Annotated in this window: 17 protein-coding genes and 5 pseudogenes; 5 read left to right on the top strand and 17 right to left on the bottom strand. The window is 58.0% G+C overall.

What is annotated here, in order from left to right; genetic code table 11:
• Positions 1-273: 273 nt before the first annotated feature.
• Both istB and istA read right to left on the bottom strand, forming a co-directional pair.
• On the bottom strand, positions 274-1,083 hold the full coding sequence (gene istB / locus C7G61_RS38505; RefSeq protein ID WP_108522850.1) for an IS21-like element helper ATPase IstB: 810 nt from the start codon (positions 1,081-1,083) through the stop codon (positions 274-276).
• Positions 1,080-2,588, bottom strand: a complete 1,509-nt coding sequence (gene istA, locus C7G61_RS38500; RefSeq protein ID WP_108522849.1) for an IS21 family transposase — start codon at positions 2,586-2,588, stop codon at positions 1,080-1,082. The genes istB and istA overlap by 4 nt, the downstream gene beginning before the upstream one ends.
• A gap of 163 nt (positions 2,589-2,751) precedes the next feature.
• Here istA and tnpB (C7G61_RS45580) point away from each other — a divergent pair.
• Both tnpB (C7G61_RS45580) and C7G61_RS44210 read left to right on the top strand, forming a co-directional pair.
• A pseudogene (tnpB, locus tag C7G61_RS45580) lies at positions 2,752-2,940 on the top strand (IS66 family insertion sequence element accessory protein TnpB); the annotation flags it as partial.
• Positions 2,941-2,970: 30 nt separating this feature from the next.
• Positions 2,971-3,525, top strand: coding sequence for an IS4 family transposase (locus C7G61_RS44210; protein WP_244608675.1), 555 nt, complete (start codon positions 2,971-2,973; stop codon positions 3,523-3,525).
• A 571-nt stretch (positions 3,526-4,096) separates the two neighbouring features.
• Here C7G61_RS44210 and C7G61_RS38480 read toward each other — a convergent pair.
• The 10 genes from C7G61_RS38480 to C7G61_RS38435 form a co-directional block, all read right to left on the bottom strand.
• Positions 4,097-5,218, bottom strand: a complete 1,122-nt coding sequence (locus C7G61_RS38480; protein ID WP_145963765.1) for a hypothetical protein — start codon at positions 5,216-5,218, stop codon at positions 4,097-4,099.
• Between the two features lie 190 nt (positions 5,219-5,408).
• Positions 5,409-6,407: a P-type DNA transfer ATPase VirB11 gene (gene virB11 / locus C7G61_RS38475; RefSeq protein WP_108522846.1), complete on the bottom strand. Its 999-nt coding sequence runs from the start codon at positions 6,405-6,407 to the stop codon at positions 5,409-5,411.
• Positions 6,404-7,597, bottom strand: coding sequence for a TraB/TrbI/VirB10 family type IV secretion system protein (locus C7G61_RS38470; RefSeq protein WP_190242172.1), 1,194 nt, complete (start codon positions 7,595-7,597; stop codon positions 6,404-6,406). Before C7G61_RS38470 ends, virB11 begins: the two co-directional genes overlap by 4 nt.
• A 144-nt stretch (positions 7,598-7,741) precedes the next feature.
• Positions 7,742-8,485, bottom strand: a complete 744-nt coding sequence (locus C7G61_RS38465; RefSeq protein WP_108522844.1) for a TrbG/VirB9 family P-type conjugative transfer protein — start codon at positions 8,483-8,485, stop codon at positions 7,742-7,744.
• Positions 8,486-8,500: 15 nt separating this feature from the next.
• Positions 8,501-9,175, bottom strand: a complete 675-nt coding sequence (locus tag C7G61_RS38460; protein WP_108522843.1) for a VirB8 family type IV secretion system protein — start codon at positions 9,173-9,175, stop codon at positions 8,501-8,503.
• A 121-nt stretch (positions 9,176-9,296) separates the two neighbouring features.
• On the bottom strand, positions 9,297-10,367 hold the full coding sequence (locus tag C7G61_RS38455) for a type IV secretion system protein (protein ID WP_244608674.1): 1,071 nt from the start codon (positions 10,365-10,367) through the stop codon (positions 9,297-9,299).
• A 5-nt stretch (positions 10,368-10,372) separates the two neighbouring features.
• Complete coding sequence (locus C7G61_RS38450; RefSeq protein ID WP_190242171.1) at positions 10,373-11,020, bottom strand: type IV secretion system protein; 648 nt, start codon at positions 11,018-11,020, stop codon at positions 10,373-10,375.
• A gap of 262 nt (positions 11,021-11,282) precedes the next feature.
• Positions 11,283-13,631: a VirB4 family type IV secretion/conjugal transfer ATPase gene (locus C7G61_RS38445; RefSeq protein WP_244608673.1), complete on the bottom strand. Its 2,349-nt coding sequence runs from the start codon at positions 13,629-13,631 to the stop codon at positions 11,283-11,285.
• Positions 13,624-13,902: a VirB3 family type IV secretion system protein gene (locus tag C7G61_RS38440; RefSeq protein WP_108522839.1), complete on the bottom strand. Its 279-nt coding sequence runs from the start codon at positions 13,900-13,902 to the stop codon at positions 13,624-13,626. The genes C7G61_RS38445 and C7G61_RS38440 overlap by 8 nt, the downstream gene beginning before the upstream one ends.
• A 73-nt stretch (positions 13,903-13,975) precedes the next feature.
• Positions 13,976-14,287 carry a TrbC/VirB2 family type IV secretion system protein gene (locus C7G61_RS38435; protein ID WP_244608672.1) on the bottom strand — a complete coding sequence of 104 codons (312 nt, stop codon included), beginning with the start codon at positions 14,285-14,287 and terminating at the stop codon, positions 13,976-13,978.
• Positions 14,288-14,852: 565 nt separating this feature from the next.
• Here C7G61_RS38435 and C7G61_RS38430 point away from each other — a divergent pair.
• Positions 14,853-15,207, top strand: a pseudogene (locus C7G61_RS38430) (transposase); the annotation flags it as partial.
• A gap of 39 nt (positions 15,208-15,246) precedes the next feature.
• Here C7G61_RS38430 and C7G61_RS44205 read toward each other — a convergent pair.
• Positions 15,247-15,501, bottom strand: coding sequence for a hypothetical protein (locus C7G61_RS44205; RefSeq protein ID WP_145963764.1), 255 nt, complete (start codon positions 15,499-15,501; stop codon positions 15,247-15,249).
• Positions 15,502-15,837: 336 nt separating this feature from the next.
• A pseudogene (locus tag C7G61_RS38420) lies at positions 15,838-16,079 on the bottom strand (IS256 family transposase); the annotation flags it as partial.
• Positions 16,080-16,301: 222 nt separating this feature from the next.
• On the opposite strand from C7G61_RS38420, the pseudogene C7G61_RS38415 reads away from it, so the two are divergent.
• A pseudogene (locus C7G61_RS38415) lies at positions 16,302-16,598 on the top strand (IS110 family RNA-guided transposase); the annotation flags it as partial.
• 140 nt (positions 16,599-16,738) lie between these two features.
• Positions 16,739-17,176 carry a hypothetical protein gene (locus C7G61_RS38410; RefSeq protein ID WP_108522837.1) on the top strand — a complete coding sequence of 146 codons (438 nt, stop codon included), beginning with the start codon at positions 16,739-16,741 and terminating at the stop codon, positions 17,174-17,176.
• Here the strand turns inward: C7G61_RS38410 and tnpC are convergent.
• The 3 genes and pseudogenes from tnpC to tnpB (C7G61_RS38395) form a co-directional block, all read right to left on the bottom strand.
• Positions 17,177-18,761: pseudogene (gene tnpC, locus C7G61_RS38405) on the bottom strand (IS66 family transposase). It abuts the gene before it with no gap.
• A gap of 100 nt (positions 18,762-18,861) precedes the next feature.
• Positions 18,862-20,079 (bottom strand): IS256 family transposase, encoded by a 1,218-nt coding sequence (locus tag C7G61_RS38400; RefSeq protein ID WP_190242175.1) that lies wholly within the window; start codon positions 20,077-20,079, stop codon positions 18,862-18,864.
• A 22-nt stretch (positions 20,080-20,101) separates the two neighbouring features.
• A complete protein-coding gene (tnpB, locus tag C7G61_RS38395; protein ID WP_108522835.1) occupies positions 20,102-20,470 on the bottom strand; it encodes an IS66 family insertion sequence element accessory protein TnpB in 369 nt (122 codons plus the stop codon).
• Between the last annotated feature and the right edge of the window lie 395 nt (positions 20,471-20,865).

Below are 20,865 nucleotides of genomic sequence, written 5' to 3'. Positions count from 1 at the left end.
ACTACGGGGACGGCCTCCACCGCGCTTGACGTCGAGCCAAAACACTGAGATCAGAAAATGCACCTGACGGCACCATCACACTGGTCGCGATCGATCGGAATGGGTGGTCACAATCCGTCGTAGCGGGGGGTGTAGCGCGACAATCTGGATGGGGACACAGCGACAATCAGGATGGCCATTTCGGCGGTCGCGGCGAGAGGATGATTGTCGCGGTCCGATGATAAAGCAAGGGGTATTTGGGTGACGCGTGATTTGATTGTCGTGGAGCGACAATCAGGATGAGCCTTTGATTGTCGCGCGCGTTGGCGGACGTCCCACTCCACGGGCCTTGTCGACAGCTTCTTTCCGGCGATAGCTGTCGACGTTCATTTCGAGGATCGTGGCATGGTGGACGAGACGGTCGATCGCCGCCAGGGTCATGGCTTGATCCGGGAAGATCTTGCCCCATTCGCCGAACGGTTGATTAGCGGTGATGAGCATCGATCGCCGCTCGTAGCGGGCGCTGATCAGCTCGAACAAAACGCTGGTCTCGGCTTGATCCTTGGTGACATAGGCAAGATCGTCCAAAATCAGCAGGTGATATTTGTCGAGTTTGGCGATCGCCGCTTCGAGCGCGAGATCACGGCGCGCGATCTGGAGTTTTTGCACGAGATCGGTGGTTCTGGTGAACAATACGCGCCAGCCCTTTTCGATCAGGGCCATGCCGAGCGCCGCCGCCAGATGCGATTTGCCGCCGCCAGGCGGGCCAAAACACAAGAGATTGGCGCCCTTTTCGAGCCAGGCGTCGCCGGCGGCGAGCGCCTGCACCTGCGCCTTCGAGATCATCGGCACGGCATCGAAGTCGAACGCATCGAGGGTCTTTCCCGGTGGCAGGCGGGCTTCTTCCAGATGACGTTCGAAGCGGCGCCGGCTTCGCTCCACCATCTCCTGTTCGGCCAGCGCAGCCAGGAAGCGTGCGGCGGGCCAGCCTTCCTTGTCGGCGGTCTCCGCCAGGGCGGCCCAGATCAGCTTGATGCCGGGCAGGCGCAGTTCGCTGAGCAGCAGTTCGACACGGGCGGCGTCGATCTTGACGGTCGCGTTCACGCGGCTTCTCCCACGCTTGTGGCGATTTGGTCGTAGATGGCGAGCGAAGGCAGCGTGACGATGACGACCGGTAGTGCCATGCCCTTCGGGCGGAAGCGTTCGATCAGGGCCTTTAAATCCGGTAGGATGCCGTCGTCGAGGGCTGATTGCAGCACAACGCCGAGTTCCGCCTCGCAGGCCCGTTCATGTGCGAGCGCCAGAAGCCCGACCATGGCGCGGCAGGCTGCTCTCTCGCCAAGTTTGGCAAGCAAGGCTTCGAACGCAAGGGCGTAGGCGCGGCGAGGAAAGAGCTGATCACGATAGACCAGATTGAGCAGCGCCATCGGCTTGCGGCGCAGGGAGTGGATGACATGGCGATAGTCGATGACATGGCCATGCTTGCCGTTTGGCTGCGCTCGCCCGCGCCGCAAGGTGATGATGTGCGTGGCGCCCTGGAAGCATTCGAGCCGGTCGTCATAAAGACGCACGCGCAGCCGGTGGCCTATCAAGCGGGAGGGAACTGAGTAAAACACTTTTCGCAACGTGAAGGCGCTGGAGGTCGTGACGTCAACGCTAACCTCCTCATAATCGGCGGTCTTGCGGACCGGCAGTTTCTTCAGCGCCATCCGCTCCTGGTCGATGCGCTTGGCATTGCGCGCGTTGCCGCGGCCAACAATCTCGTCGACGAAGCCTCGCCATGCCGGAAGATCGTCGAAGTCGCGCGAGGCACGCAGCAGCAAGGCATCTGCCAGCGCTCTTTTGAGATGGCCATGCGCGCTTTCGATCGAACCATTCTCGTGCGACACGCCGGGATTATTGCGGGTCGGCGTCATGCCATAGTGGCCGCAGAACGCCTCGTAGCGTGTCGTCAAATCCTCTTTGGCGTCGGCGCCGAGATTGCGGAACGCGGCCGAGAGGCTGTCGCTTCGGTGCTGCTCGGGAGCCCCGCCCAGCGACCACAGGGCATTCTGCAACCCTTCCGCAAGCGCTACAAAACTTTCGCCGCCGAGCACGACGTGGGCGTGCTCGAAGCCGGAGAAGGGCAAACGGAAGTGGTAGAGCCGACAGTCCAACAACCGGCCGGCGATGGTGATGCCGAGATCGGCGACCTCGGTGAAGTCCGACAAGCCCATCCGGCCCGGCGGATGTTCCTGGCGAAAGATCACTTCCCGATCCGGGCCGTTGACCGCCCGCCATGCCCGAATGCGCCGCTCAAGCGTCCGCCGCGTCCCGGAGCCCAGCTCTGGATGCCGCCGGCATAGTTCCTCGAAAACGGAGATCGGCCGCAAGCCAGGGGCCGCCTTCAGCATAGGGAGAACGTCGTTCTCCCAGACATCGGCGAATGGATCAGCCCGGCGACGTTCGCGGGGCGACTTCTTCTGCGTGGGAAGTCGGGGATCCTTTTCGAACCGGTAGGCGGCGGAGGTGCTGAAACCGGCCTTTGCACCGGCGACGGCGGGCGAATGGGTACGACGCAAGCTCATGAAAAGCCTCATTTGTTGATCGGTGACATGCCGGCCGGCCAAAGAATTGGTCCTCTCGAAGGAGAAGCCGATCCCTTACCAGCCGCCGTTACCGCCAAATGAGGCCCGTTCGGGCGTAAACGCTGCTGCTGGGGTAACTCCGGTCGGGCTACGCCCTCCCTTCGTCACCCCAGCAGCAGCGCATTCTCATCCTGATTGTCGCGGGATTCCCATCTTGATCGTCGCGCCGCAGGGGGGTCGCGATCGTCGGAATACGCACAAGAGTCCCTACGATGGCAGCGTGTTTGTCTTCCGCTCCAAACGTTCCGACAGAGTGAAGCTTCTGGCGTGGGACGGCAGCGGCATGGTGCTGGTGACGAAGTGGTTGCACGAAGGACATTTCACCTGGCCGCCGACCATCGCGCCTGCTTGGGGTGCTGGCCGGATGCGTACACTCACTCTGACCGTGATCCATGCTCAAGAGCGGGGAAGGCCGAAGCGGCGAAAGAAGATCGAGTGGAAGCTCCTCACCGATCTCCCGGTCCAATCGCGCAAGGACGCCATCGAGAAGATCGAATGGTACGGGTTGAGGTGGAAGATCGAGGTCTTCCATAAGATCCTCAAATCGGGCTGCAAGGCGGAGGAGTCGAAATTGCGAACCGCTGAGCGTCTGGTCAATCTGATCGCGGTTTTCTGCATTGTGAGTTGGCGCGTCTTCTGGATGCCGATGCTCAATCGTTCCTCGCCGAATGCCCTACCGCAAACGGCGCTGACAGATCCTGAAATCAGGCTTCTTGATCACTTGGTGAAAGACAGGGATGGCAATCGCTCTCGACGAAGCACACTCTCGCACTATGTGGTCAAGATCGCGCGGCTCGGCGGGTACTTGGCCCGAGCCAACGATCCGCCTCCAGGAAATACCGTGATCTGGCGAGGACTATCGCGGCTGACCGACATCGAACTGGGAGCCGCGATCGAGGCAAAAATTATGGGTAATTGAAAGATCGGCGCTACGCTTACCATGATCCTGCAAGCACACGAGCTTCAGCAGGACGACAATATCCTGACTTTTCATGGTTCCCGCGCGCTGTCCTCGGACAAGGACAGTAAGGGCGCACTCGACGATCTGTCAACTTCTCCGAGGCATATGGGCCCTCGACCGCTCAAAACGAGCGAGTTCCAGCTACGAGCAAGCGGGATGTTTTAAGATCCCATGGGAAGCGTAGCCACTCTTGGAAGGCCCGCATTTTCGCCTCCAGTGACCGAATAATACTGCATTCTTCGGACATTCTTGCTTCCGACCGAAATTTGCACCATGTTTGGACATGCCCAAGGAACCGACCCCGGAGGACCTCGATGCGCGACGGGACGGCCGTGGTGAAGCCGAGTCTGTATGGACTTCCACCGCCTACTCCTTGCCGGTCTCCCGGCGCACCAAGTGTAATGCTTCTGGCCAGAGCGCATTTCAAACTGGATTAAGCCAACGGGCAAGGTCAATGGTCAACGACGTTTAAACCGAAGGACCGTCGATAAGCTGCTTTCCAGCTGCACCACAGGCACTCCCGAAGCCTTCAATACTCCAGTCCTCCGCCACGGTTCCTCTGATGCTCCCGCGGTGAACGCTGATTGCTCGACTCAGAGCGCCGCCCACGAGGAGCAATCCATCCGATGCCTTCGTCTGGCCCCTGCAGCAGCGAACGATCCGACTGACGAAGGTTAGCGGCTTGCCCGTCTACAACAAGATCTTCTTGGGCGTCGACCGCCTGGCCAGGAGGCGTCAACACGATGCTGGACGTCGAAGACTGCCCAGGTTCGCTGCGCCTTCGGTGACGTGCCGCCAGGCCGATCTGGGGCATCTCATCGCTCGAGGAGATCTCCTCATGCTTGCGCCGGCGCGACGCAATTTTCCGAGGAGAAGTCGTCACAGAAGCTGCTGGCGAGCTTTCTGGCGATGAGAACAAAGAGTCGTCCGACATGATCGCCGCTTGCAGCCCCGCTTGCACCTGTTGGTCGACCCGCACCAGTGTCAGATCTGACGGCCTGCTGCGCACGACTAGGTATGCCTCATCGAGCTCTCTCTTGATCTCATCAGGATAAGAGCCCAAGACGCGATCATGCTCGGGCTTGGAGAAGATGTAGTCATTCTCAGCAAGCCTTCGATCTACTTTGCGGTGTAGATTGCCGAGCGAATCAGTCAAACGCCGGGCATCGTGGCCGTCCAATGGTCGATCCACGGCGTGGTACTGGTGCCGGCCGATCTCTCTGTCGAAGATGTAAGAGACCATGGACGCTTTCACATTGAGGGCTCTTGCTATCGTCTCATCGTCCTCAGGCTCATGGGCTCTCAGAACACCCGCGGAAGAGGGGATGTAAGCCTCGGCCCTCTCAATCAACGCCCGACGCTTGTTAACTCCGATCGGGCCGGACTTGACATGTCGGTCGATGATGTCGCCGACCGCCTTGAAACGCACCTGGAGTTCTGGACTGAAGATCTGAGGCTCGAACTTATGAAGCTCTTGGGCGATGCATTCGGTAGTATAGCCAATCGCCCGTTCCTTTGCCTGGACAGCCTCGCCGAGCCACATCAATTCTGCCGGGCCAGCATGGTTGACCCGTCGCCGCATTAGACGGGCTATCTTTGTCAGTGCTGCGAACCGCTCCAGAACATCTTTTTGCGTCCATTCCCCGATCATGGTGTCCATCCTAAGGGTGTTTTTCGTTTCGCGATCGTCATATAGTTACGCAGGATCCGGCCGCTGCCGGCCCGCTCTTCTAGACGGGTTAGGTTAAGCCTCGCCAACTCATCCAAGTTGGAACGTTCTCCGCTTCTGTCAGATGTACTCAAATCAGTTCGCGCGCTTTTGTATGCTTCGTTCATGGAGTTTACGTTCGGGCGAACGGCAAGTAGATCTGCAGCACGCCGCGCCTGCCACGGCGGCGTCCCACATGGACAATCAGATCAATCGTCTTCTTGGCGTAATTGACAATCGAATTATGGGACATCCGCACACCTGACCGCATGACCATGAAGGCCAGCCTGTCGAAAGCAAGTTCAGGACTATCAGCGTGGATAGTTGTTATCGCGCCTGGGTGTCCTGTATTGATCGCCTCAAGAAAATCATAAGCCTCGACACCGCGAATTTCGCCCAGAACGATGCGGTCGGGCCGCATTCGCAGACAGCTTTCCAAGAGTTTTGACGGACTCCGAGCAGAGTTTGCCGTGCGATCGGCAATTAGGCCAACTTGATTCTTGTGCAGTGGAGAAAGCTCCTGTGTATCCTCTATGGTAATGATACGCTCGTCGGAGTGCGCCATCGCCAGCAAAGCGCGTGCCACCGTTGTCTTCCCCGACGATGTGCCCCCCGAAACCAAAATGTTAAAGTTCTCCTCAATTGCCAGTCGAAATAGACCCTGCAGGTTGCCGGCTTGAGCCATATCGGCTGCTGTCCGATGGCGCTCCTGGCGGAGGGCGTCCACGGAGATCTGCTCACCTTCGACGAACTCGATATCGGAAACGTCCAAACTCCGCGTCCGGTACTTGCGGATCGACAGCGACACGCCGTGCTCAATCGCAGGCTCGCTAACCACTTGGACGCGCTGCGGGTTGCCCCAAACATTCACCCGGCCTGATACGATCGGATGAAGCACCCCAAGAGTGTTGCGGGCCTCCCCCGCCAACTGCACTCCAAGGCGCTTGATGGCGTTGGCCCGCAATGCGACATTGACCTTGTGCATGTGTATCGATCCGGCCTCTTCGACGAAGATGGAACTATCGGGGTTGATCACCACCTCATTGATATTATCGTTCGTGAGATATTCCTTTAGAGGGCTGAAATACTGCTCTACATACGAGACGTCTGGACTGGACCGAAAGTCATTCATCGAATAACAAGATCCCGATTCACGAAAACCCGAACTTCTTCGCCTTGCGGAACACGAATGACTGGAGGAAGGGAGAAGTATTCGTCAACGATAGGTCTCCCCTGACCACCGATAGTCGCTGCAACGTTGGACACCGCCTGGCCTGTAGTGTTCGAGCTGTCTGGCCCGGTACCCCCAGTACGGTTTGGCAGGCGACTTATATTAGACGACCTGTTGCTGCCGGCGAGAGCGGGAATGGTCGATGACACTGCGGTGACGACGCTAAATATGAGACCCGCACCTATCTTCTCGCCATAGCGGTTATCTACGTTCCCTTCGGTACCGGCTCGACCAAGGAGGTCCGCACCTGCGGAGCCGAGCTCGATTGATTTGGCGTCCGGAGTGATGGCCCGATTCCAAGCGATTAGCACTCGTCTTTGCTCGATTTGCACTTTATCGCCGACAGTGCCAATCAGGATTGTCCCTGCGGCCAGCAGAACACGCGAGCCGTCGAGCGCGAATACGGGCTCGACGACCTGAGCTCGGACATTCCCGGGCAGTTCTGAATGGATAGCGGTTTCAAGCACGGCAGAGATTATGGTGCCCTGCACCACGGTATGCGATGGATCAGGGAGAACTCGTGACACCGAGGTTTTTACCTCCGAGCCGGACGCAAGCTGTGGCCCTGAGTCATCCAAGACTATACCCTTGGATTGCCTTTGTTTGGTGTTTGTTTCCTCCAGCTCGCGTCGCCTGTCGGCCTCGCGCTGGGCCGACTTGCGCTCTTCTTCCAATCGTAGTGCCGCGGCACGAAGGCGTGCATTCTCCGTCTCCCCCCTCTCACGATCCTCCTTCAGTTTCAGCAATAGTTCTTTGCTATGGCGGTCCAGCAGCTTCTGGACGTCAGCGAGCGAAACGTTCGAGCCATTGTTGGGCTGAGCGTTTGCGTCGATTTCTTTTCTTATGTCTTGGACGTTCTTATCCAACGTACCGTCGGGATCGGCGGCCTTTTGCTTAACTGGAGGCGCCTCCGGAACTGAAAAGTCGAGTTGCTGATGACTTCTAGGCACGTCCTCCACCTTTAGATCGACTTGTGAAGCCTTTTGGCTGTTATCTTCTGTCCGACTGATGACCTTCAAGAATTGCGTGGGGCCCATAGCAATGAGGGCTGAGATGGCACTACCTAGAAGCATGGTGGCGAAAACGGCCATCCTATTACTTCTGCGCTTAGACGTGCCCATTTGCTTGGCGCGGCGTTTGTCAAGCAGTCTCTTCCGCTCAGGATCCACAGGCACCTCTGCTACCATTGCGATCGCGCCGATGGTCAGTACCTGACGAACACGCCGAACCATCTCTCATTGGGTTGCCATGCGCTCCGCACTTGCTTTGGCCACGCAGACCGCATTATCGCCGAGTCTCATCACCCAAAAGTCGCTGATGCCGTCGACGACGACACGGTCGCCGTCAGTGCGCGAATTAACCAGCTTTTCCTCACTATCCTGACCGATCATAAAAATGGCCGGCCGTGGCGCACCTCTTGGCAAAATAAAAGTCGTCTGCAAGGTATTGTCTGTGACACTAATCGGTCGGAACCGCGCATAACCCGAGGCCATGTATTCGTAATTTGTAGGAAGATCCCTGACGGAACCTTGATGTGGCGTTTTAATCTCGTCGGGATAGATGAAACTGGTCCGGAACGTTTCGCGCGCTCCCGCCTGCATACCCGCCTTTATTTCGCCGACCGATTGCAGCTCGAAGGTGTAACGGCGCCGATCAGTGTAGATCGTCATGTTGGTTAGAGCTTGATCAATAACAGGTTTTACACTCATCACATTGCCCACCTTCAATTTGTTCACTTCCCAGGATGCACTATCGCCAATGAGAATCGATTCGATTATCTCCCCCTGTGCGAACTGGATAGCCGTGATTGACTTCAAGTAGAGATCGAGCTTGTAGACGTTGTTCTCATCGTAAACGTAGCGTTTGATGCGCCAATCTGACGCCGCCGCTTTGGGGGATTGCTCCGCTTTCACCGCACTTAAGAAAGCTATCAAGACAATCAAAACAAAAGGAACGAGCCCTAACCATCGCAAGTACATCGTTTAGCCCCACACCTAGTCAGCAGTTTCCGCATCAATTCGGTAAGACGAGACGCCGAAGCCCAGCGGATTCTTCCACACTGCCTCCAAAGAAGCATTTATTTTCGGTTTGAACTGATAACCGATAGTCACCACGAAACTGCGGCGGACGGCCTCGTGTCCTTTTTGTTCCCGTTCCTTGGCGATGCGGACCCGAGCTAGATCCGGTGGACTGCGCCCGTCCGAAGGCATTAGGGAAATAGATTTAACTGCGACCCGCACTCGCACGTCATCACCGTAAACAACGGGTGGATATTGCGCGGAACCCAAATGCCAAGTTTCGGCTAGGGTTTCCTGCGCGCTGCCGGACGAGCGCGTCATTACGTCAGATATCCTGGTTTTGTTGTCCGCGGGATCGTATGTTTCTCGGTCAACGACGTAGGAAACGAGTTCCGCCTGAAGCACGGCCTCCTGTTGTTCAAGCGTTGCGGCCCTGACTTGGACGATTTTTTCAGCCTCGCCAGTCGTTTTGTCCACCAGAACCACATACGGCTTGGTCTCTTTGAGGGGCAGCACGGCTATGAGAACTCCTAATGCCAACAGACTCGCGGTGGTGGAACCCACCGCAACCTTCGCCCAATTGTTCCGTTGCGCGCAAAGACTAAAAAACATCTCGTCTTCGAATAATTGCTGGGTTGACTGTTTAGACATGCGACTCACTAGTTAGTAATGCAACCCTTAGTCGCAAGGGTCGAGAGATTGGTTCGCAAAACAAGAGCCCGGTTAAATCCGAGGGCTGCTAAGAATTTAGCAGCAGCTCATACCTGTCCAATCAAGGGGACAATTGTTCGGCTGCGCGGCGAGCTACACGGTCATCCCAATGGCGTTGCCGCATACCAGCGCCTTGACGCATCGCGTTGATCGCCGGGGATGCAGCCATGGCCGGCGAGGCCTGAGCCTCCACTGCACGCACGGTGGCAACGTCCTGCAATCGTTGAGCCTTAGCGAAAACACTCATCGTCACACCTTTGGCCATGGAAGCTGCGGCGACGGCTGCACCAGCACCAACAGCGGCGACCGATGCACTGGCTAGGGTGCTTGCCATAGTTGGAATCTGGAACAGGAGAATGGTAGCCGCTATCATGATGAAGATGACCACGAATGACTCGCTGGACGCCGCACGAGTCTCCTCCAGCAACATATTTAGTACAACAGCCATTAGCGCTGTTGTCAGTAATGGAATAACTGCATAACCGACCGTAAAGCGTGCCCAGCTCTCGAAATATTGCTTCGTTTGGGGCATCATCAGCATGGTGATCGCCAGGGGCGCTAGACTGATCGCTACCATGAGTCCTAGTTTTCCAACTAACACAATAATGATGCACGCCGCGATAAAAAAACCCCCAACGGTGAACGCGAATGCACCAAAAAACACGTCCCGAATTGCCCTTCCGACCTTGAACATCGAGATGAACGAGACGTGCGAAAAGTGGTCTTTGGCAATTAGCTGAACGACACGTGCAGACTCGTCCATTGCCGAATACGTGTCCACTATATTTGCTGTATAGAGACTAGAATCAGCGATCTTTGCGACAACTCCGCGCACGAGAAGCGCGCTATAGTCGCTCGGCACTTGCGTGAGTATCACGTAAATGCCCTTGAAATTTTCCCACATGGTCGCGAACGAATATATGAGCACATATCGCAACCCCCATTGTAGATATATAGAGTAGTTTACGCTTCTAAATTGCACTACATGGTTCAGCGCGATAAACAGAAGCGCGATCAAGGCTATCGCACCAAGTAGCGCTTGGATCGGGTTAGCGACGGTTTGAAATACCACTTGCACATAATCGACAAGCGTTATGTCGATACTATGAGCGATATTTGAAATTAGGCCCATGGCGATCACTTATTGATGTCGTTTGGCAGATCTTGCATACTGTCTTGCTCGGCGCTATCCGAGCCCATCACCATGACGTACGATCCTGCCACTGACGCGATCGCCGCTTGGGTCCGCAGCGTTTCGTTGAGCTGCTGTGCGACTTCGATCATTACGCGGGTGTTAATATCGACGCTGGTTTTTAAATCCGTACTGGCCTCAAGCGCGGTGATATAGCCATTGATTCTTTCCATGCTTGCATTGGCCCGTTTGTAAGAGTCCTCCGCGGTACCGGCGGTGACGGCGGCTTGGGCCGACAAATACGCGATCTTGCCGAGTCTCTTATCGTTGCGCAGCGCAAATGCATCATCCAAACGGTAACGGTGACGAAATCCCGAAAGCGCTTTCTGAATGTCGCCAGACCCAACCGTTGCTCCTGTCAAAGCAGCGCTCGCCATTTCCGCCGGCGTTGCGTCTCCCTTGCGGGCCGAAATATCCGCCGCATCATTGTTCACTGGGAAGCGCTTTGGACCTGATATGGCCGCAACAGCTGTGGACGCCGCCGCAAAGAGTTGCGTTATCCCGTCACTTAGTGCCCGAACACTTTCAACTATGGACGCCAGCAGTTCCACAGCTCTCTTGTCGAAAGTTGGCTGTGCGCCACCCGGCTCCATGCCAGATACTCCGACTGACGGGAGCGGTATGGCACTAATCTGGCTTTCGTCAGCGTACCCCTCACAAGGCGTGAGACTGATCGCCCCAAGCATCAGGCAAGTAAACACAAGAGATCGAGAAACGACTTTCATGTGGCGGCTCGCTCGGTTTGAAGATGAAGTCGCTCCCAAGCGCAACCACAATCGTTCTTCCGTATCTCCGGAATCGATTGGCACCCAGTAAGGGAGGCAAGTACAACGGCGAGGAATATGGTGGGACCCTTCATTGCAGCATTTCCATCTGGGAGTTCGGTATGCCACGCCAGGTTAACGGCGCTTTATTGCCGGGCGCCCCACCCAAGACATCAATTACCTTCCCGAGCGCGCCAAGTGCGAAATCAAGAACTACGCTGTCATCGCCGGACTTGAACAGTACGAGATGGTTATCCACACTACTCATCCGAAGGAATGCGCCTTCGGTCGGTGTCAGGTTGAGCGGTGCAAGTTCCGCTTCGGTATTGGAAGTACTTGGGTACATCAACCGTGTGACTGCGCTCTCTAGAATCGCACTCCCAGCAGCGCTGTTGGCGATATGCGACACACGCTGGGTCAGGAGAACCACTGCAACGTTCTTCTTGCGCATTGTTAGCATCCAGTCCTTCAGACGCCTTTCAAAATAAGGATCGTCAAGTAGTTTCCAGGCCTCATCAACCACTAGCAGGGTTGGCGCTTCATCTTCTACGAGCCGTTCCACGCGCCTGAAAACGTAGCTCAACCACGCCGTGCGAATGGTTTTGTTGTCGAAAAGTTCTGTGAGATCGAAAGCGGTGATCCGGCTATCAAAACAGAGGGGATCGCGGCCCTTGCCGCCAAACAGCCAACCGAACTGACCAGTGCGGTCCCACTGATTAAGCCTCTGATAGAGGTCTCCATTATCATCCGTCGCCCGCAGCTGGCTGCGGAACTGTTCGAAGTTCTGTAGACTGCGATCAGCCGCCGCATTTGCCTGAACGGCATCGTTAAGTGCGTGCAACTGCAACGGATTAAGTCGTTCGCCCTCGTTGTCAGCTAATGCTCTAAGCCAGTCGGAAAGCCAAGCCGAGCCGCGGTCATCCGCCTCCGCCTGCATTGGGTTGAAGCCAAGCTCCTGCCCCATACGTACGGCGGAATAGCTTCCGCCCATCGCGCGAACCGCCATTTCGAAACCGCTATCCTTATCGAATATCACAATGCGTGCGCCAAGCCGATGCGCCTGGCTGAGCAGAAAGGCAGTACCGAGGGTTTTGCCCGACCCTGTTTGGCCAAGCACAAGTGTATGGCCAGCGGTGCGCTGACCTGATTTTCCGGGCAAATGAAAGTTAAAGCGAAACGCCTCGCCGCGCGCTGTCGGAAAAATCGTCACATAGTCGCCCCACGGACATTGCTCGACCGCATTGCCTTTCGGCGAGCCGTGCATGGCGCAACATTCTCCGAAGTTCTGAGAGGAGATCATTGCCGCACGTGCGCGGTAGCTGAAATTGCCAGGATGCTGAGCGAAGTATATGGCGCGGGCGGAGAACTTTTCGCGGACGATCGAGGCGCCAGCATCCTGCATAGCGCGAGTGACATAGGATACTGCTTCCTCAAGCTGTTGTCGGCTTTCGCAGAATATGGCGATGCTGCAATGATGGTTGCCAAAGACGACGCGGCCCGAAGCGACGTCGTCCTCAGCCTGTTCGAGCTGGAGCATCAGAGAAATGGCCGCGTCCTCTGCAGCCTTCATTTGCCTCCGCACGCGAGCGATCTTACCTTGGGCGGCTATATTGTCGATCGGTGTGAAGCTCTGCGAGATCACCATGTCATACGGCAGATTGAGAGCATCGAATATCCCGGGATACGTCGCAGCGGGATAATCTTTGAGGGATATAATGGTGCCGAAGCGTTTGAGATCTGGATTCGGATTGTCGCATTCGAAGACATTGCCGTGGAACGTGATCATCGAACTAGCCAAAAGATCGGCGACAGGTACGAACTTTTTCCCGGCCATGAGACGCCCTCTTGACCCGTCTATCAGCGTGCGCAACAAACTGAGCCATTCACCGCCAGAAACGGTTAACCGGCGAGGCTTTGCCTCACTTACGCTGACCATACATGTATTGATCAGCTGATCCAGCCGGACGGCACGGGCGACGACCTCATCCTTACTGCAGAAGTCGTTACTGCCAAACAGACCGATTAGCTTGCCTATTCTTGTCGGTGGTCGAATTACGATGGTAACCATCGACACCCGGTCACGCAATCCGACAGACTGAAGATACGTTTGCCAACGCCTGTCAATTTCCTCATTAAACGGATTTCCTTCAACAGCGCGCATGGTGGGCCGGGTTTCCACTGAGATGCGATGAACATGATATCCAACGTCCTCGCGCTGCTGCGCAATAAAGCGTGAGAAAGCGTTGCTCAGCTCGATTGTCTGCCGGTTGTCGAGAGCGTCGGCATTCGCCCCCTCGACAGCGAATGTCGCCATTACATCGCCGTCACGCAACATTACGGTGACATCGTCGACGATACTTAGATACGGTAATCCATCAACGAGTTGCTCGCCTTCGCGACCAGCGCGTCGCAGAGCATGTTTTCGCGATAACTCAAACACGATACACGACGCCATCGCCTTTCAACAGGGAAGGGGTCAACGGTGTACTTTGCACAGTCGCGATGATGACACCAATGAGTTTTGGATCGTAGGCGGCTAGAGTACGCAGGACGCCGTAGCAAACAGATCCCATCACTGCCAGATAGACAAATGACTTCGTGACAACGAAGCCAAGCATAACCACCCATATCACGAAAACTAGATGCATCACAGGCAGTCCTGCAAAAGTGACCTCTCGAGTTAATCCAAGAAAGACTGGCGTGCGCTGCATGATCTTCTCCTTTAAACAAGCAATCCGAGTCGATCCGCGATCTCGGTTGAAGGGGTCCGCGCGACCGGTGGAATTAGTGCGCGGCCAAGGATTTTACAAAGCTGGCGCCACCGAAGACGATTGCTATACCCATCATGACTGAGACTGCAAAGGTCCAGTCCATCCGGCCAATCATAAACGAGAAGCCCACCGCCATGACAGCCAGAGCTGAGATTGCGGTACCAAAGGGTCCGGTGATAGTTTTCACAATCGTATCAAGGAAGGTTGTAACCCCCTGGAAGTCCTGAGCAGCACATGGAGCCGTAAAACCGGCAGTCAAGAGAACGACAAGACCGACGAATGAAAGCAGCTTGTCGAAAGCTATGCGAGAGAAACACTTCTTCACTGCGACCTCTTGAATGTTTGTTGCGAGCATTTGTACGAGCCATAAGCGCCACGCGTTCCGTTGGCAGAAAGCTCACGTTCGGATCGACCGACATGATAGGACAGTCAGCACGGTGCGGGACTGAGAGCGATTGGTAATCCGAAGCGTCAGCACGGTGTCAGGTATCAGCTAAGGGAGGCCCTACCGCCCTGCTCCCGAGACCGCGCGATGCTTAAACTTGACTCTCCTATTGCATCATCCCGGTATACAGATGGACGAACATAGCTAGATGTCGGCCGCCCTGCACCGGCCTAGACTCGACGCAAACCGCTCCGCTAGGTCGGCCCTGAGCCAGCACATACGCTGCTGATCGAAGGGCAGTAATTGCCAGCATTTTGTAGAGCCTCGGGGCTACGGTTGGGATCGTGCTTGCCAACGTTTTGCTACTCATCCCAATTGGTGCTTTTGACGAAAGCGCGTCGAGATCAGCAGTTTCACTGCTAGCTGCTTCGCCAACGATAGCCGATCGCTTGGATGGACGTCTAAGACAAAACCGTTGCGTTGGTAGCAATGCACCAAAAAGGCTTGCATCCATGCAATTGATACACAGAGAGCCTTGGCTCGTCACGGCAAGCCGGACATCTTCAACACGGATCAGGGCTCGCAGTTCACTGGACAGGCTTTTACCGGCGTGCTCGCCGACAACAGCATCGCGATCAGCATGGACGGCAAGGGCGCGTGGCGGAACAACGTGTTTGTCGAACGGCTCTGGCGCAGCGTCAAATACGAGGAGGTGTACCTACGGGCCTATGACAGCCTAAGCGAGGCGCGCAGCTCGATCGGCCGATATCTCGATTTCTATAACAGCCCATTCGAATCTTGACGGCAGCACGCCGGATCAAGCCTACTTCACCCCGTTGCCACTCCGCATGCCAGCCTAACCCCGGCAGAGGCTCCGCCTATCGACGCAGAACCTCTGTTCAGACAACCGGGACCAGTTCTATTGCCGGATCGACGGCCACCGTCGGCGAAACGGAAGCATATTCGCTGTCGGAGAACGACAGAAAATGACATCCCGGATGTAAATGTCGCCTCCGCCGCCGCGATAACGTACGTACAAACGCTTTCGCACTTTCAGGATTGACGGCTTCTTCTAGAATGACGGAGCGATGATGAACGATGGGAATGCCATGGGTCAGGTGATATAAATTGATGAGATCCGGATTCAGGATCACCTGGGCGAGATGGTCCGCGGACGGTAGAAGAGAGGTTGAATGCAATGCTGGAGGCTGAAGCGGACTAGGTGCTGGGCGTTATGAACGCAGCCAGGGCCCGGCAGGACACGTGTGCCCGGCAGCTAGGAGCGAACGCTGCCGACCAGGACGGGTGACGTCAACCTCAGAATTCCAAAGCTGCGGCGGCAACACCACGGCGGTCCCCCCCCGGAGTTCGCCGCGATCTCCGCCGTCGCGCTGCGCCATAACGAGATCAGCCCGATCCTTTCGACCACGCCCAGCCAGTTCGTCCCGATGCAGCGAGCTATCGCCAACTTTTGGTGACGGCGGGGCCGGTCAGGCGGCGGCGTTTTTGGGCTGACGGTCGGTCGGCTTGGCGATGACCTCGATCCCGTTGTTGAACGTCACACCAAGAACGAGTTTTGGCAACTGGTTGTGGCCATCGAGACGGCGCCAGCTTTTCTGCGCGCCCTCGACCAGTTTGAAGACCATGGCGAGTGCGGTCCCGTTCGACAGACAACCCTTCGATCGGATGGTGCGTGGCGCACGGTGGCGAAGGTGCTTTCGATGGGGTTGGTAACCGGTATAAGATTCTCGGTGCTGATGTTCGGCTGCAGTTTTTAAGATCGTGGCGTATGGTGCGACCATCCTGGACAGAGGCACCGGGAGCACGAAGGTGTGGGCAGGCCGATGCGTACGATGAGCTGCGAGCTCGAGTTAGTAGCTGGCCGCCTCTACGACTAGCCCGGTTGCGCCGTGAGCGCGGATCCGTAGTTGTCGTGTCGCCCACCGTTCCCGTCGTGCGACGCATAATCGGAATCGATATCCACCGAACTTTCGGCGAGGTGGTTTTCTGGGAAGATGGCAGACTTCGACCGGCCGGTCGCGTCGATATGACCCGCACGGCACTGGAGGGCTTTGGCAAAAGCCTTCAACCGATAGACGAGGTGGTGATCGAAGCGACCGGCAACTGCATGGCGGTGTCACGGGTGCTGTCGCCGTTCGTGAAGCGGGTGGTCATCGCCAACCCATTGCAGGTGAAGGCAATCGCGCATGCCCATGTGAAGACCGACAAGGTCGACGCGGGCACGCTGGCCAGCTGTGAGCGTCACGATAGGATCACCGGTGCCCGGGCTTGACTTGCGCGGAATGCTCTGGATAGCGCGGTCGGGATGATTGACGCCGCCGGGGCGCGGTGATGGGGTGATCCCGGTTCGGAGCGGGCAACGGGATCAGAATGAACAGCGAGTCGGAGCTGCGCGAGAAGCTTCGGAAGATCGAGGCGTTGTTCGTGGGGGCCGGAACTGCTGGTGAGCGCTTTGCGGCGGAAGCCGCGCTGCGGCGGGTGCGTGCCCGGGTCGAGGAACTCGCTCGCCACGATCCACCGATCGAACAGCAATTCTCACTTCCCGACCAATGGTCCCGGCACCTGTTTTTGGCGCTCTGTCGTCGCTGCGGGCTGCGGCCGTTTCGTTATCACCGCCAGCGACGCAACACGGTGATGATCCGCGCGTCACGGGGCTTCGTCGACAAAGTGTTGCTGCCGGAGTTCACCGAGCTGGAGAGTGCGCTGCAAGTCTATCTGCAAGAGGTGACGCTGCGCGTGATCCGCGAGGAGATCTATGACGACACCAGCGATGCGCAGGAAGTTCCAAATGCCCTGCCGTCGAACTGATCAGGCGGCGAGCTTTGCCTCCGAACTATCGCGCTCGGCCTTCCAATTCCACGGCAACAGCATGTGCAGCTGATTGATCTTGGTACGTCCGGAGACGATGCGCTCGAGAACATCGGTCAGATAGTGCCGCGGGTCGATGTCGTGCAGCTTTGCCGTGTTGATGAGCGAGGCGAGAATGGCCCATGTCTCAGCGCCGCCCTCACTGCCGGCGAACAAGTAATTCTTCTTTCCCAGGCCTATCGGCTTGATGCTGCGTTCGACCGTATTGCTGTCGATCTCGATGCGCCCATCATCGATGAAGCGCGTCAGGCCGTCCCAATGGTTGAGGGTGTAGCGGATCGCTTTGCCTAGACCGGACTTCTTCGAGACTTCCAGCAGTCGCGCCTCGAGCTAGGGTTTGAAGTCCTCGATCAACGGCCTGGTGTCGGTCTGCCGCACTGCAGCCCGATGCGCCGCCGGCAGACCGCGGATGCGATCCTCGATGGCGTAGAACATCGCGATCCGTTGCAGCGCTTCCGCGGCAATCGGCGACTTGGTCGCGACGTGAACGTCCCAGAACTTCCGCCGCGCATGCGCGAAGCAGAACGCCAACTGCACCAGATGGCCGCCGTTCTTGATCAGGCCCTTGTAGGCGGCATAGCCGTCGACCTGCAGGATGCCGTGGTAGTCCCCGAACAGCTGCTTGGCGCGGATCGCCTTGCGATCCTCGGCGAACACGTAGACCACCGCCGGCGGCGCCGGGCCGCCCCACGGACGGTCATCGGTGGCGATCGCCCAGAACTGGCAGACTTTGGTTCTGCCACGGCCGGGATCGAGAACTGGCAGCGGCGTCTCGTCGGCAAACAGCCGCGGGTAGGACATCACTGCGCGGCGCAACAGCGCGTGAAGCGGCTTCAGCCCACCAGGCGACGCGGCCCATCCACGAGGCCAGCGTCTGCCGATCGAGCGTGACGCCTTGCGCGGCAAACATCTGTTCTTGGCGATACAGCGGCAGCTGGTAGCCGTATTTCATCACTGCGATGTGGGCCAGCAAGGCTTCCGTCACCATTCCACCGTCGATCGCCTGGGCCGGCGCAGGTGCCTGCAGCACACCCTGGCGGCATCCACGGCAGCCGTACCGTGGACGCACAATGCGCTTGACCCGGTACTGCATCGGAATGACGTCGAAGGCTTCCTTGACGGTCTCCCCGATCTTGTGCAGCCGCTCGCCGCAGCAAGGGCAGATGTGGCTCTCGATATCGATTACGACATCGATGCGCGGCAAATGCTCCGGAAGCTTCCCCCGGTTGCGTCGCGCCGGTCGCTTTCCACGGCCCTCCGCTCCATCAGGCAGCCTGCCTCCGGTTACGTCGTCGTTGGCCGCGGCACGAGCCGCCTGTGCCGTGATGGTGAAGAGAGGCAGCTGTCCGGCATCCAGTGTCTCGGAGCGGGGACCGAAGATCGTGCGCTTGAACTCGGACAGGATCATCAGGAGCTTGTCGTTCTCCTGGATCGCAGCGTCGCGTTGGGCGATCGCCGCATTACGCTCGGCCGAAAGCGAGCTGCATTCCGCCGACAACGCCGCAAGCCGTGAGGACAGCGCCATCACGGTTTGTCGGAGCAATGCTGGATCGGAAGGCAGGTGCCGTCCGGGAAGTGGTGGGAATTTGGCGTGGCGCATTCTCCGGGAACATGAAGGTATCGTTTCAGGCGGCGAGGTCAATCGGCTGATTGCCAGGCTTTGCGGCGAGCGTCTGCCATCCATCGACCTTGCGCATATTGATCTGTCCGGAGGCGAGCAGCGCCCAGAACAGCATGGCTGCGGTGTCTGCTGACGGCAGCACGGTTTGCGTCTTGATCCTTCGCTTGAACTCTTCGTGCAGCCGTTCGATTGCATTGGTGGTGCGCACGCTGCGCCATTGGCTCGGCGGCAAACGCGTGAAGGTGAACAAGCGTTCTCCTGCCTCCTCCAGGCTGTCGGCGACGGCGCGATGCTTGAGCCTCCATTTGCGGATGAAGGCTTTGCGGCGCGCCTCGATCTCCTCAGGAGTCGTCGCGTAGATCATGTCGTTGTAATCCGCAGTGATCTCGTCATGCAGCCGCTCGGGGGCATGTGCGAACAGGTTCCTGTGCTTGTGGACCGTGCAGCGCTGGACCGGCACGCCGTCCCAGACGGAGGCGATGGCCTTGTCGAGCCCCGGCGCGCCATCGACGATGAGGAATTCCGGACGCCGCAGCCCGCGATTGATGAGGTCAGCGAGGACAGTGCGCCAGGCCTCGGCGCTCTCGCCGCCCATGCTCTTGATCGCGAGCAGCACCTTCTGGCCGTCCTCGCGCACGCCGAGAACGACCAGCAGCGAGATGGAGGTCGCCTTGCGGTCGAGCCGCACGCGCACCACGGTGCCGTCGAGGATCAGGCGCACGATCGGCTCCCCGGTCAGCGAGCGGGTGTGCCAGGCGTCCCAGTCGCTCTTCACCTTGCGCCAGGTCCGGCTCACCGTGTCCTTGCCGACCGTCCCGCCGAACAAGGCCGCGAGCGCACGGCGCACCCGCCGCGTGTTGGTGCCGGCGAGATACGTGCTCGCGATCAGCGCGTCGGCGGCGAGTGTGCGGCGCTGATAGGCCCGCAGCGTCTGGCTCTTCCATTCGGTCGTCTTGCCATCGGCAGTGGTCAGACGGGCGCGCGGCACCGCGATCTCGATCGGTCCGAACGTGCCGGTCAGCGATCGCGTCCGGCTGCCGTGGCGGCGGCCCGCAACGCTCGCTCTTCCTTCCCTGCCGGACATCTGGCTGCGCCCGTACCGTGGCCGTGAAAGCGCCGCCTCGAGCTCCCCGCGGAGCAGTTCTTCGATGAACTCACGCGATCGCGCCCGCACTTCGGCCTCAAGCGGATCAAACCAGTTGTCGAAAAGATCGCCGGCCATATCGGCCGCAGACTGCAAAGAATCAGGCTTCGTGGTAATGCTCGTCATGGCGTGGTCTCCAGTCCGACGCTTCAACGCCGGATGATTCGAGGTTGATCACCCCGGAGACTACGCCACACTCAGCATGAGATAGCGGCATGACGCCTTCCTTGATCGGCGGCCAGGTGAACTGCCCCTCGATTCTTTTGTAGTAAAGGACAAGCCCGCTTCCGTCCCAGGTCAGGATCTTCACGCGATCTCGGCGCTTGGACCGGAAGACATAAAGTCTGCCGTCGTACGGATTGGCCCCAAACGCCTCGCTCACCAGCATCGCCAGCGAGTCCATCCCCCGACGGAAATCGATCGGCTGCGTCGCGATCCAGATCGACAACCCAGGTCGGAGCCCGATCATCGGCCAACCGTCCCGACTGCCGCAAGCACCTCGCACAGCGCCCGCCGGTCGACCGATAGCGGTGTCTTGACCCCACGTGGCTAATGAATGACGTGGATATCGACGGTGGTCGGTTGACCGCGCGCAATGCGGATGTTGGGCTTCACTCAGGACAAAGCCTGAGACTACCGATGTCGACCGAATCCCAGTTGCGCGAGAAGTTGCGGAAGATCGAGGCCCTGTTCGCTGGGGCCGGGACGGCCGGCGAACGGCTCGCTGCGGAGGCGGCGCTGGAACGTGTCCGGGCGCGTCTAGGAGAACTCAGCCGGCAGGATCCATCGATTAAGATGCAGTTCTCGATGCCTGATCAATGGTCGCGCCATTTGTTTCTTGCACTGTGCCGACGCTATGGCTTG

It is taken from the genome of Bradyrhizobium algeriense, assembly GCF_003062295.1.
GTDB lineage: Bacteria > Pseudomonadota > Alphaproteobacteria > Rhizobiales > Xanthobacteraceae > Bradyrhizobium > Bradyrhizobium algeriense.
Note: the sequence above shows the minus strand (reverse complement) of the source record. Positions and strands in the feature narration are given on the sequence as shown.